A 13,254-nucleotide genomic window follows, 5' to 3' on the forward strand; every position below is an offset into this window, starting at 1 on the left:
AAAAAATACTTATACAAGGAGGGAACGAATCAATGGCTAGAAATTCAAATAAATTATTAGTCCCTGGCGTAGAGCAATTCATGGATCAAGTTAAGTATGAAATCGCTCAGGAGTTTGGTGTAACACTTGGTTCTGATACAGTATCCCGTGCTAACGGTTCAGTCGGTGGTGAAATCACCAAACGTCTTGTGAAACAAGCTCAAACACAGCTTAAAGGAAAATAACAGTCAATTTTCATTGCTCATAGCAAACAAGGCTGCCGTTGAGGCAGCCTTGTTTAGTTTCCATTTCCTTTTTCTTTGTCATTATCTGGTTTTTGGCTTTTTTCTTTTTTATCCTTGCCATTTCTTTCTTTTGGAGGTTTTTCTTGTTTTTTATCACCGTTAGAGTGGCCACTCCCACGGTCTTTTTCCGTCATTGAGGCTTTTTTCTCAATAGCCGGAGGGTTTTGCCCATTACCTTTACCGTTGTTTTCCTTTTCTTTCTTTTCATTGGTATCGTTGTCATGCCCGTTCCTATTTGCAGTTGAATTATCAGGTTTAACAGCCTGTTTTTGCTTCACATGTTGCGGCCTTTTATCTGTAACCGGAATCTCTTTTGACTTTTCTTTGCGCTTTTCCTTTTTTGAAGCCACAGGGTTTTGAGAAGGGGAGGAATCATCTTTGGCATCCTTTTCAACAGCCTGCTTCTTCTCTGTTTTTTCATTTTTTTGTATTAACTGACCTGCTGTCATCCCTGCTGCTTTGGCTTCATCTCTGACTTCGATGCTCGTTTCGACTACCGCGATATCGGCCGTGCCTTCTTTGAGCTTCTCCGTTGTAAGCTGTTTAAGCTCATTTTCAATCGATTTCCTTGCTTTTGTTTCAGCTTCTTCCGTAAAGATTGTTGTGACCGTTACTTTCTTTTGATCGTCCATATAGCCATTCTTTGAACTTAACTCTATGATCTCGTCTGTTACCTCGATGATTGAGTTTCCTTCCCATTCAGGCATTCTTTCCAGTATCTTTTCCGCTTCTGCATTAAAGGGCTTTAAATCCATTACCTCTTGATCCTGATTGATACTCATCTCAAAGCTTGGATTGATATCAACTGATACATAAGCATACACTTCAGGTTCATTTAAGGAAGGAAGAAGTAAAAATAATAACATCAGTAATACTGCTGCCCCAGATAAAACAGGTTTTACATGCAGATTCTCCCTCAACCGCTGAAAAATGGTTGTTTTGGTTTCTTCCATCTGTGGAAATAACGTTAATTCCTCACCGATTTCATACTGTACCGATGGCTGCTTTCTGGTCTTTATAAACTCGCCTTCAGGAGTCATCATGATGATAGTGTTTGGTTTAACCTCCATAACGATCCCTTTTTTCATTGTTTCATCCGCCCTTTTAAGTAATCCTTCAGATAATTAAAATCCCCCATCATAATAATAGTGATGGCAATAATATACTTTCTGTTTCTTTCTATTGTTTTACGACTGAATCCTACCTCTTTTTCCAATTGTTTAACCGGCAAGCGTTTTTTTTCCTGCAAGTATTCCAGCAGAGATGGTGTAGAGACTACCAGTTCTGCTATTGAAATGGCATTCTGCCTGGCATCTTCATGTTTAGGAGAATTTTTCACGAGATCATCAAAACGGAGAGAATACTCCTTCAACTTTCTTGTAAAAGCCAATATCTCCTCTTTTCTTTCATTTGCCACTCTTGCCCGATCATATTCTTCCATGGAAAGGGTGTCCGTTATCCTATTTTGGACTTCACCATCTTCAGTTTCAGTATTCACTTCCACACTGATATTTTGGTGTCTGCCGTTCATTCTGATATAGTCGATAACTTTTCTTTTTATAATCACTTCCGCAAAGCTTAAAAGCGAGGCTCCGCGGTCACTGTTATACTTAAGAAGTGCGTCGTGAAATGCTATAAGACCAATGCTGAATTCATCATCACTCTCATATATATACCTTTTACAGACAGAAGAAACAGTCTTTTTCACAAAAGGCTTATAATCCACGAGTACTTGATTCAAAGCTTCTTCATTACCTTCTTGAATTTCTTTCGCAAGGATTTCTAACTGGCGTTTTTTATTTCTTCGAGCTGCAAAGATTAATAATACATTCAGCATTAGTCTCACCTCATTCCGACCCTTATTATATCATGTAAAGATTAATACGAAAGATGATTCAGCATGGAAAAGGCTGCCTTCTTCCCCCGCTCCTTGAAGGAAACGAAGTCAAAAAGGCCGCCTCCTGAACTAATGTCCGCTAAGATTAATCCTACTCATGCTAGAACCTTTTTAGTTATTGTCCTTGTCTTTTTCTTTCTCCTTATGTTTGCCCTTATCGGCTGACTGTTCTTGTTTTCTTTCAGCTTTCTCTTGTGCTCTTTCTTGTTTTCTTTCAGCCTTTTCTTGCGCTCTTTCTTGTTTTCTTTCAGCCTTTTCTTGTTTGCGCTCAGCATTCTCTTGTTTTCTGTCTGCTTTTTGCTGAGCTTTCTCTTGTTTTGCTTCTGCTTTTTTCTCTGCCTTTTCTTGTTTATGAGCAGCTTTTTCTTGCTCTCTTTCCGCCTTTTTCACTCCTGGTACTGTAGAGGGAGCAGCTTCTTCTGTTTCGTTCGCTTCTGTTTCTTCCACCTTCTCTTCTGTATCATCAGTTGTATTAGTTTCAATTTCAGCTTCTACTTCTTCAACCAGCGCTGGCTCTTCTTGTAGATCGTCTCCCATTTCCTCTTCTAACTTAGCTATTTTTTCAGCTAATTTTGCGTAAGTTTTTTCAATATTTTTTTGAAGAGCTGCTTTGGCCACAGGATTCTTTACCTTTTCGAGTGCAGCCTTAAGTGCAATAATATTTTGAGCTATGACTTCTTCTACTTCATTAAGGGACTCTTCTGAATCAACTTCTTTATCTTCCACCGCTGGTTCTTCAGTGTTTTCTTCAGTTTCTTTGTCCTCTTTTACTTCTTCCTCTGAATCCTCTTTACCTTCTTCAGCTTCTTCCATCGTTTTCAGTGCTTTTTCAATTGTTTCTATTGCCTTTTCTTCTTCTCCCGCTTCAAACAATACTTGTGCTTCCGCTAATCGTTCAGCTGCGAATTCAGCTAGCAGTTTTGCTTCTTTAACATCATCTGCCGTAAATGCCAGCTTGATTTTTTCTAGTGCAAGCTTTGCAAAATAAAAGAAATCTCCCGGTAATAATGAAGGGGATTCTTGGACATCTTCTAAAGAATCCAATTCTGCTTGTACAGATTCCGCGACAGCGTCATCATTGACAATTACATTGGACGATTGTTCTGTTTCAATTTGAAATTCAACTTTTTCGAATGTTTCTGATTCATTTCCATTTGCATATGCATATGTACTCCCAAATGAAAAAGTTCCTGCTGCTAATAATGCTACTGATGTTCTTGTTAGTTTTGACAATGTGTTCACCTCATAAATTGTTTTCAAGCGATCGCTCATTACAAAGTTACGAGAACTTCCAATAGCTTGTGGGGGTACTATGAATTATTATTTCCTCTATTAGCCTAAAGAGCTTTTAGTGCACCAATCTGCTGCAAGCCAGACTTAGTTCAAGACCCAATTTTGAAAGTAATCTTATTGTCTCCTTCGTAGAGATCCTTATCAAAAATAGCAAAAAAACCTCTTACCTTTAATCAGCAGAGGTTTTTATATTCAACTCTTATCCACCTTTTTGCAGCCTTACTTAGATTTGCACAGTCAAATAACTTCCTATCGGGATTTAGTATGTTCGTTTCTGCAGCAAGTATTGCAGAAAAAGACCTGCCACTACTCCCGGGATAACGCAAAGCATGGGGAAAAAAATAGGACCGATAAAGACTTCTTTAATAAAAACTTTAGGTGCGAGCATCAAGCCTGTCGTAACCGTATATGCAGTGCAAACGAAGGGGAGAAATGAATACCTGTCTCTTTCTCCTTCAGCGCTTTTAAACGCATCCCACATCGCAAACATATAAAGACAAGGGTAGAACATCAGCCATTGATAATCAATCACTTCGGCTGCCAATCTGGTTTCACCAAGAAAACTTAATCTTATGGCCTCATTGAAGTTACTTTGGACGTTGATGAGGAATTCCAGGGCAACAAAAAAAATACCTTTTATAACTGAATTTATTAATAGCTGTGGAAAACCTGGAAGAGCAATACTCCACAAGATGGCTTCGAGCTTACTTATCGATTTATTATGCATTCACTCTCATTCCATCTCCTCCATTTTGTCTCATTGTATATAGTTTGCACAGAGTTGGAACCTCTTATTACTTTTATTTACATCTCAAGTGATCATTTGTCACAATAACAGCCAATTGATTTAGTGTGTTGATTTAATCAATCGCTACATGATAATTTTGCTTTTCACAATTCCTTTTATAAAATTCAACCATGCTTCCTACTGTGTCTAAAAAATCTGTGCAAACAATACCGGTCGATTTCAGATCCTCTAATGTGACTGTACAATCAAATAAGCCATTCCATGAAAAGTAGTCCAATGCTTCTTTTTCCACCCGCAAATATTTGCGGAGAGGTGAAAATTTCAAAAGCGATGAAGCCAAATTCTGCGGAATTCTTCCAATAGGTTTTTTCCTTCTCATTTCCCATAAGATAGAGCTGTAGACTTCTTTGATTTTATGAGGATGGGGATCTGTTAGGTGATACGTTTTCCCAATTCCTGACGGATGATGTCCCAAATAAATCGAGGCATCAGTAACATATTCCACCGGGACAATATTCACAAAGCTTTCCCCATCTCCAATTAAAGGGATAATCGGTGAAAAGGAAAGTCGGTGAAACATGTTCATGATGAAATAGGGGCCGTCAAATTTGCACGTTTCACCCGTATCAGATTTGCCTTTAACAATGCCAGGGCGGAAAATGGTAACAGGGAGCTGTTCTTTCATTCCTTCTACCAGGCATTCTGCTTCAAATTTTGTTTCTTCGTAATGGTTATGAAAGCACTCAGGCTTAACCAGTTCAGACTCCAGCAGCTTACCGCCCCGCGCACCCGCCACAAATGCGGTACTGAAATAAACATATCTTTTTAGCGTTTGCAGCTCTAGACAGAATTGATTAATATTTTGGGTCCCTATTACATTTACCATGTAAGCTTTCTTTAAGGAAACGGAGAGATCATATATGGCTGCCAGATGCCACACATAGTCAATCTCTTTCATCAGTTTTTCCTTTATAGAAGCGGATATGCCTAAACCTTCCTGACAAATGTCCCCTTCAATAAGAACGATTCTTTGTGAAGTCCCTGCTTCCGCTTCAATTCTTTTCGCTTCAACCAAGGCTTTTTCTTTCATTATTGGCAGATGCAGGCAATAAATCACGTCATTCTTATGTCTTTTTAATGTCTCCTTAATGAGTTCACTTGAGATAAAACCAGGAAAACCTGTCATAAAATAGTTGGCCATCCTCTTCTCTCCTGTCTTTTCTTAATATTCAGTCTTTTGCACAAAAAAATAACCTCAAGATAGAATCACGCTGGAGTTCTATCTTGAGGTAAAAAGGCATGTATAGATTTTTCGTCTATTTTACTATTCCTATATAACAGCTACTGTTTATTGATATGCTCTTCTTCTCCTCTTCATTCTTCTTGTTTTTTTATCAAAGAGGCTGTACATGACAGGTATGACATAGAGAGTCAGGAGGGTGGAGCTCACAAGTCCCCCTATAACAGTAATTCCCATCGGCTGATTGATTTCTGTTCCTTCTCCAAGGCCAAGTGCGAGCGGTGCCAGACCAAGGATGGTTGTTAATGCGGTCATTAAGATTGGCCTTGCCCTGTCTTTAACAGAATCAACTATCGCTTCATAACTGTCCATCCCATTTGCTTTCTTTTGATTGATATAATCGACAATCACAATTGCATTATTGACGACGATTCCGGCAAGAACGATGACCCCTATGACGGCCGAAATGCTGATCGGTGTTCTCGTGATTGTCAGCGCTAAGGCCACACCGATCACCATCAGAGGAACTGTGAACATTATGACAAAAGGATACTTAAAGGACTCAAACTGCGCAGCCATCACGATATAGACCAAAATGATCGCCAATCCGATCGCAAGAACCATATCATCAATGGAGTCTTCCATGAGCTCCCTGTCACCTGAGAACGTTACCTCGGTTTCTTCGGCAATGTTAAGCCCGGCTATTTTTTCATCTACTATTTCGGAGATTTCCCCTAAGTTTGTCTCTGAGGAATATTTCAAAGTAAACTGAACAGACCCTTGCTGATCAATTCTTTGGATCCTGACCGGACCGTCCTCAATACTAAAATCTACCACCTTATCAAGTTGAATGAATTGTCCTTGTGCATTCTGAATTTCTAATTTTTTCAGACTGTCAAGATTCTCCGTGATTTCCCTGTCATATCTGACGAAAACATTATAAATATCATCGGCATCTCCTACAATCTGCGCAGCAGGAACTCCCCGGGTAACATCGTTGACGGTTTGGGCTATACCTGCAGGCACGAGCCCTTCATCAAGGGCAGCTTTACGGTCAACGATCAATTGGACCTCCTGAATCAATTCTTCTTGATCGGTTTTCACATCTGTTACAGATTGCGCTGACTCCAGGCTTTTCTGTATCTTTTCAACTGCTTCATTCAGTCTTTCACTATTGGTGTCTCTAACGCTAAAGCTTAGCGTCTGCGGACTTTGTCCTGAGGTGGATTGTAAGTTAAATCCTACACTCGCCGTTTCATTCTGCGTTAGTGCAGCTTCCTCTATCTTCGGCTTCAACTGATCAACCAGTTTAAAAACTGAAATTCCCCTCTCTTCAAGCGGTTTCAGTTTGACGTATATTTCGGCAATATTCCTGTTTGACTGGCCTCTGAATGATTGCTCCTGGTTTGTCCCAGTTAACGAAACATACACGTCGATTGCTTCTTCTTTTTCCAGTTCATTTTCAATGGCTTCTACTACACTGTTGGTCTCTTCCAACGAGGAACCATTCTCCAATTTAATGTTCATGTTAAAGAATCCTTCATCCGTTGGAGGCAGGAATTGCGTCCCGACCGTCGTCAGCCCAAATCCTCCCGCTGCGAGGAAAATGGTGGTGATCAATAGAACCGCCCATCTATGTTTCAACGACCAATGAATGCTTTTCTCGAATGTTTTCATTGATTTGGAACGTCTTCTAATTGCCTCATGATTTCCTTTGGATGTCTTCAACATTCTGCTTGCCAGCATAGGAATGACTGTCAAGGCTACAACAAGAGAGGCAAACAGACTAAATGAGATAGTCAAAGCAAACTCAGTGAACAACTGCCCGATCAACCCAGATATGAACACTACCGGTAAGAATACAGCAACGGTCGTCAGCGTAGAGGCCGTGATGGCTGTTCCCACCTCTTTGGCACCGTCCCTTGCCGCCTGTTTCGGATCTTTCCCCATTGAAAGGTGACGGTAGATATTCTCAATCACCACTATTGCATTATCCACAAGCATACCTATGCCCAGAGCAAGCGCACCAAGTGTCATAATGTTCAGCGCGAAATCGGCAAAGAACATCAGGACAAATGTGACAATTACTGAATAAGGAATGGCTACCCCAATGATAAGAGGACTCTTGATATTTCTTAAAAACAGAAATAATACAAGCATTGCAAATGCCCCGCCTAAGATAAGCGAATTCGCTATGTTTCCAATTGCATCTTTTATATAGTCTCCTTGATCAAACAGGATGTCAGCTTCGATATTTCCATATCGGTCCTGGTCCATGAGCTGGTTGAGCTTATCCTGAAAAGCATCAGAGACTTCTGCAGTATTGGCGTCAGATTCTTGAAGGACACTAAGAAGGACCGCATCCTTCCTGTCTGCTCTTGTAATCGTGTTGCTTTCTTGTTTTCTCTTTTCGACCTCTGCTACATCTTCAAGGACGATATTCTTGCCAGTCTCGGGGTTTTTCCCAATGACCAGTCCGGCGATTTCTTCCGCATCGTCCAGCTGGCTCACGACCCTTGTCGTCAGCGTTTTTTCACCGGTAGTAATGGTATCCCCCGGCATTGTGATATTATTGGCCCTTATTGTATTTACCACATCACTCTGTGTCAGCCTGTACTCTTTCAACTTTTCCTGATCGAGTTCAATGGCAATCTCATCTGCGTTCACACCTGAGACATTGACACTTGCCACCCCTTCAGTTTTGGTCAGATCGAGCTTCAAATCTTCCGCAAGATCTTGAAGGTTTTCCACATTGTCTGTTTCTTTTAATGAAACCTGGATGATCGGAAATTGTGAAGGATCAAACTTCAAAAAACGCGGATCTTCTGCATCATCCGGAAGAGGAACACCATCCAATCTCTGAAGTACTTCATCCTGTATTTCATCAATAGAAGTAGTCCATGAAAATTCAAGCAGGATAAAATTGGATCCCTCACGTGAAGTGGATTGGATACTCTTGATTCCCGGCAAGGTAGCCAGTGTATCTTCGAGAGGTTTTGTCACTTTCTCCACGACCTCTGTCGGACTTGCTCCCTCATATGTAGTAACAACCACGCCGACCGGCGGATTAATATCAGGTATCAGTTTGAGAGGGATTCTCAGCAGTGAGACCCCTCCTAAAATCAATATCAAAACCATCGTAACGATTGTAAAAACAGGTCTCCTTATAGAAAAATCACTTATTTTCATCCAAAATCTCCTTCCCCGACAAACGAACTGCGTAAATTCCAATTATTTCGGATTTACACTTACTATAATTCTTGTCCCTTTGGCTATCAAGATTTAAGCTTCTTACTCAGCATTTTTAGTATAGGAATAATCATGGTAAAAAATTCAAATGCAGCTGGGTTAGAATGAGGCCGGCTTTGGTAAGGGTTTGTGACCGGTTAGCTCAGCTGTAAACAACCACGGCGCTAAAGATTATGTCATAAAAAAAAGAAGCGGCCTCATTAACCCCTTCTTGTTCAAAAATAGACTAATTGAAAAGAGGAACTTTCGCTTCTCTTACTGGTTTTCCAATATAATAACCTTGTGCCAAATCCACACCTAGCCACTTACAATATTCAAGTTCTTCTTTTCTTTCGATGCCTTCAGCCAGCACCCGGATGCCCAGTTCCTTGGATATACGAGTTACTTCTATGAGAAATTCCTGATGATCTTTCTTAACATCACAGTGGTCTATATAAGCACGATCGATTTTCATGTAATCAGGTTTTAGCTTGCTAAGCATTTCCAATGTCGCGAACCCTGCCCCTACATCATCAAGGGCAACTTTCATCCCTTCTCTTCTGTAGACTTCAAATACACTCTTTAAGTGTTCAACATCCTCGATTTTTTCTGTTTCCACTACTTCAAAAACAAGGTCGGCAGGATCGACATCATATTTTTCTACGAAACTGAATGTATGCTGGAGACAGAACTCTGGATTATAGATGGTGGATGGAAGGAAGTTTATGAAACTTTTTATCCCCTTCGTCAGTTGGTCTTTTCTGCATCGTATAGCTGTCTCCCGGGCTCTTTGGTCTAAAAGGGAATGCAGACCTGTTTCATTCGCAGTCTGAAATAGAACAGCCGGAGAGATTACCATCTCATCGTCTCCAGACCTCAGAAGGGATTCAAACCCATATAGTTCTTCATTTTGTTGTAAATTGATGATGGGCTGGAAGTAGCTTAGCAGTTTCCCCCTCTGAATGAATTCAACCGCTTCACGATTAACCATTCTTTTTTTGAAATCTTCGAAGGGAAGGATCCTGATATTTTGCAATCCCTCTGAAAAGCCCGCTCCCCAGCTGCCATTTGATAGGGCCGGCTCTATTTCGTGAAGCATCTTCAATAAATCACTGAAACTTTTATATTTAAAGTGATATGTGTATTTTTCTGAACGTTCACCAGAAAATGAGAGGGTGCTGACATTCAGCGCTTCCTTGCCCTGAATCGTCAATATCCCTCTTTCATAGAAAGGGATTGAGACTCCACAGTTGATACATGTATTTTTCATTAGTACTCTTCTCCTATTGCCAGTTGAATGTTATTCTTGTTGTTTTTATCTTGTTTAAGTTTATCATTTTTTGTTAAGTGGTGGGTACAATCTGTCTTTTTGTGTCTTTGAGAAACTTCCTCATGACACTTTCACCTCTCTTTTTCTGACTTCATGTCCTTGAGAAGCTTCCTCACGACACTTTTCCCTCTCTTTTTCTTTTTTCATGTCCTTGAGAAACTTCCTCATGACACTTTTCCCTCTCTTTTTCTTCTTTCATGTCCTTGAGAAGCTTCCTCACGACACTTTTCCCTCTCTTTTTCTTCTTTCATGTCCTTGAGAAACTTCCTCACGACACTTTTCCCTCTCTTTTTCTTCTTTCATGTCCTTGAGAAACTTCCTCATGACACTTTCACCTCTCTTTTTCTGACTTCATGCCCTTGAGAAACTTCCTCACGACACTTTCCTCTCTCTTTTTCTGACTTCATGTCCTTGAGAAACTTCCTCATGACACTTTCCTCTCTCTTTTTCTTACTTCATGTCCTTGAAAAGTCCCCTCAAGGCAATTTCCTCCTCTCTTTTTCTTCTCTCATGACTTGGAGAAACTATTTTTGTCATTCTTAACTCGTAAAGATACTCTTACAACCCAAATGATTAAGATTTATCTACATAAAAAGCATGGTTTCTTGAACGGATCTTTTCAAAGTTATCCAAAAGAACTTTACGAACCGTGCGATTTTCATAAATCCCCCCACACATAGTGAGGATCTTATTAGTAGTCAATTTTTCATGAGGAAACAAGAGCTGAAACTCCCGCACTGTTCGTAAGATAGCTATTTGATTATTCTCTTTGCCGCCGCAATAATCGCATACAAGAGACCTGCCTTCAACATTATGATATAAACGACGACAATTAAAACAAAGTATTCCCTTCCGGAGATCCTCAAATTTATATTCGGGAAGCCTGGAATAAGGAGACTCATTGATATGAAGGGCTAAAAGTTTCTCTGCCAGCTTTATATCTAATTTACTTACTTTCAAAGAACGATTTTGTAATTTTTTCATGAATCTGTTTAACTGAGCTGGATAAATGATGGACGGATTATCAGGGGGATTATAAAGGTAGAATTCTGGATTTACAAAAATGAGGTATGATTCAACAAGAGGATTGAAGCCAAGTTTTTGAGCCTGCTGCCGGAAGAGTGATTCAGCTCTTTTCATTTGCAGTAGGGGATCTTTAATTTCTTTTCCAAGAGGATTAATCCACAAACCTTCTTTGATTCTATAGTCTCCTTCGAAATTTTTGACTTCAAAGTGGAAGATGGTGTTGGAGGCAAATGCACAGGAATCAACTTGAAAGGCGACCCCTGATACTCAATCAGCAAATCTTTCAGAAACACCATTTTTTTTGTGCAACGGAATAGCCCATTGATCAAATTTGAGTTCTCCTTGGTATCCTTTTTCTGAGGAAATCAAATTGGTCTTTACCACTTCCGACAATTTAGTTCTTGCATCCAATGACCTGAGAATCTTCAATTCGTCTTTTTCCACACGTTCTTTCAAAATCAATAAACATCTCTCCTTTCATTTTTTTTTACAATTATTTTCCTTTTCATTCCATAAAAACTAACTTAAAGTATTCTTTTCTCACACTTCAAATTCCATAAAATTTTTGTTGGGCCCCCTGGAGCAATACCGCAAAAAACCCCCAAAAAAACAGAGGGCAAAAATTCATCCCTCTGTTCCATAAACAGCTTACAGTAAGCTATACAGCTTGATATCCGGATTTTTGTCCTGGAACCATCTCATTGCGAAGTCATTTTCAAACAGGAATACAAGGCGGCCATGTCTGTCTTTAACAAGGAGACTTCTGGAGCTTGACATCGAATCTTTAACATCTGTTTCATTTTCGATCCAGCGGGCGATTTTGCCTCCGATGTTTTCCATGATGACATCGACATTGTATTCGTTTTTCATGCGGTGTTCAAAGACTTCGTATTGAAGCTGTCCAACGGCACCTATGATGATGTCTTCAGTCCGTAGTGTTTTATATAACTGAATCGCACCTTCCTGTACAAGTTGATTGATTCCCTTGTGAAAGTGCTTTTGTTTCATAACGTTTTTGGCGGTTACCCTCATGAACAATTCCGGGGTGAATTGAGGAAGCTTCTCGTATTGAATGACTTCTTTCCCTTCAACGAGTGTATCGCCAATTTGATAAGTGCCCGTGTCATAAAGTCCGATGATATCCCCGCTGACCGCTTCATTCACAGTACTGCGGTCATCGGCAAGAAACTGGGTTGATTGAGACAGTTTGATGGATTTCCCCGTTCTGGCCAGTGTCACGTTCATTCCTCTTTCAAACTTTCCGGAGCAGATACGAACAAAAGCAATTCTGTCACGGTGAGCAGGATTCATATTGGCCTGTATTTTGAAGATGAATCCAGAGAATTCTTCTTTGACAGGATCCACGCTGCCGACATCCGCTTTTCGTGGTTGAGGAGACGGAGCGAACTGCAAATAGGTTTCCAGGAATGTCTGCACCCCAAAGTTGGTCAATGCACTTCCAAAGAAAACAGGTGTCAGTGTTCCGTTGGCAACTTTCTCTTTAGAGAAGTCATTTCCGGCTTCATTCAAGAGCTGAACATCTTCCAATGCTTGTTGATAAAGTCCTGAGGATTTAAGTTTTTCATCACCCATCAGTTCCCCGTTCTCGTCCAGCGGAAGGAATCTTTCTTCGTCTTCTACTCTGAATTGCTCAATCCGGTTATAATGTCTGTCATAAATTCCGAGGAATTCTTTCCCCATTCCAATCGGCCAGTTCATCGGGTAGGACTCTATCCCAAGAACTTCTTCCAATTCTTCGAGGATTTCAAGGGGTTCCCTTCCCTGCCGGTCGAGCTTGTTGATGAAGGTGAAGATTGGAATTCCCCTCATCCGGCAAACTTTAAACAGCTTTATGGTTTGGGCTTCGATACCCTTGGCCGAATCAATGATCATCACGGCACTGTCTACGGCCATAAGAGTACGATAAGTATCCTCACTGAAATCCTGGTGACCAGGTGTATCAAGTATATTTACCCGATATCCATCATAGTCAAAGGCCATCACAGAAGACGTTACCGAGATTCCTCTTTGTTTCTCGATTTCCATCCAATCTGAGGTCGCAAACTTACCTGTCTTTTTTCCTTTAACTGTACCGGCAGCCCTGATGGCTCCTCCGAATAACAGCAATTGTTCCGTTAATGTCGTTTTACCGGCATCCGGATGTGATATTATGGCAAACGTTCTTCTGGAAAGAACTTCATCCTTTAG

General features: G+C 40.5%; 10 protein-coding genes and 1 pseudogene. 1 reads left to right on the forward strand and 10 read right to left on the reverse strand.

The features are described 5' to 3' along the window. Positions 1 to 32: 32 nt before the first annotated feature. Positions 33 to 224 (forward strand): alpha/beta-type small acid-soluble spore protein, encoded by a 192-nt coding sequence (locus BSG1_RS07765; protein ID WP_006836419.1) that lies wholly within the window; start codon positions 33 to 35, stop codon positions 222 to 224. A 53-nt stretch (positions 225 to 277) separates the two neighbouring features. Here BSG1_RS07765 and BSG1_RS07770 read toward each other — a convergent pair whose 3' ends face one another. From BSG1_RS07770 to BSG1_RS07810, 10 genes and pseudogenes are all read right to left on the reverse strand, one after another. After that, positions 278 to 1,372 (reverse strand): anti-sigma factor domain-containing protein, encoded by a 1,095-nt coding sequence (locus BSG1_RS07770; protein WP_006836420.1) that lies wholly within the window; start codon positions 1,370 to 1,372, stop codon positions 278 to 280. After that, positions 1,369 to 2,121, reverse strand: a complete 753-nt coding sequence (gene sigI / locus BSG1_RS07775) for an RNA polymerase sigma-I factor (RefSeq protein WP_006836421.1) — start codon at positions 2,119 to 2,121, stop codon at positions 1,369 to 1,371. Before sigI ends, BSG1_RS07770 begins: the two co-directional genes overlap by 4 nt. Before the next feature lie 171 nt (positions 2,122 to 2,292). Continuing rightward, a complete protein-coding gene (locus BSG1_RS19775; RefSeq protein WP_052302371.1) occupies positions 2,293 to 3,414 on the reverse strand; it encodes a DUF5667 domain-containing protein in 1,122 nt (373 codons plus the stop codon). 319 nt (positions 3,415 to 3,733) lie between these two features. Beyond that, a complete protein-coding gene (locus BSG1_RS07785) occupies positions 3,734 to 4,201 on the reverse strand; it encodes a hypothetical protein (protein WP_006836424.1) in 468 nt (155 codons plus the stop codon). Between the two features lie 133 nt (positions 4,202 to 4,334). Further along, a complete protein-coding gene (locus tag BSG1_RS07790; RefSeq protein WP_006836425.1) occupies positions 4,335 to 5,423 on the reverse strand; it encodes an SDR family oxidoreductase in 1,089 nt (362 codons plus the stop codon). Between the two features lie 147 nt (positions 5,424 to 5,570). Continuing rightward, complete coding sequence (locus BSG1_RS07795; protein ID WP_044022577.1) at positions 5,571 to 8,651, reverse strand: efflux RND transporter permease subunit; 3,081 nt, start codon at positions 8,649 to 8,651, stop codon at positions 5,571 to 5,573. Positions 8,652 to 8,937: 286 nt separating this feature from the next. Beyond that, a complete protein-coding gene (locus BSG1_RS07800) occupies positions 8,938 to 9,960 on the reverse strand; it encodes an EAL domain-containing protein (RefSeq protein WP_006836427.1) in 1,023 nt (340 codons plus the stop codon). A 633-nt stretch (positions 9,961 to 10,593) separates the two neighbouring features. Beyond that, positions 10,594 to 11,289, reverse strand: a pseudogene (locus tag BSG1_RS07805) (nuclease-related domain-containing protein); the annotation flags it as partial. Positions 11,290 to 11,313: 24 nt separating this feature from the next. Further along, positions 11,314 to 11,508, reverse strand: coding sequence for a hypothetical protein (locus tag BSG1_RS19780; RefSeq protein WP_006836432.1), 195 nt, complete (start codon positions 11,506 to 11,508; stop codon positions 11,314 to 11,316). A gap of 186 nt (positions 11,509 to 11,694) precedes the next feature. Beyond that, positions 11,695 to 13,254: peptide chain release factor 3 (locus BSG1_RS07810; RefSeq protein WP_006836433.1), on the reverse strand; the 1,560-nt coding region annotated here is incomplete at its 5' end.

This window comes from Bacillus sp. SG-1 (genome assembly GCF_000181495.1).
In the GTDB taxonomy this organism is placed as follows: domain Bacteria; phylum Bacillota; class Bacilli; order Bacillales; family Bacillaceae_B; genus Rossellomorea.

Excerpts from the sequence above, each read along its gene's own strand:
- BSG1_RS07795 (WP_044022577.1), bottom strand. The coding sequence starts at position 8,651 with ATGAAAATAAGTGATTTTTCTATAAGGAGACCTGTTTTTACAATCGTT.
- BSG1_RS07770 (WP_006836420.1), bottom strand. The coding sequence starts at position 1,372 with ATGAAAAAAGGGATCGTTATGGAGGTTAAACCAAACACTATCATCATG.
- sigI (WP_006836421.1), bottom strand. The coding sequence starts at position 2,121 with ATGCTGAATGTATTATTAATCTTTGCAGCTCGAAGAAATAAAAAACGC.
- BSG1_RS07765 (WP_006836419.1), top strand. The coding sequence starts at position 33 with ATGGCTAGAAATTCAAATAAATTATTAGTCCCTGGCGTAGAGCAATTC.
- BSG1_RS07785 (WP_006836424.1), bottom strand. The coding sequence starts at position 4,201 with ATGCATAATAAATCGATAAGTAAGCTCGAAGCCATCTTGTGGAGTATT.
- BSG1_RS07790 (WP_006836425.1), bottom strand. The coding sequence starts at position 5,423 with ATGGCCAACTATTTTATGACAGGTTTTCCTGGTTTTATCTCAAGTGAA.
- BSG1_RS07800 (WP_006836427.1), bottom strand. The coding sequence starts at position 9,960 with ATGAAAAATACATGTATCAACTGTGGAGTCTCAATCCCTTTCTATGAA.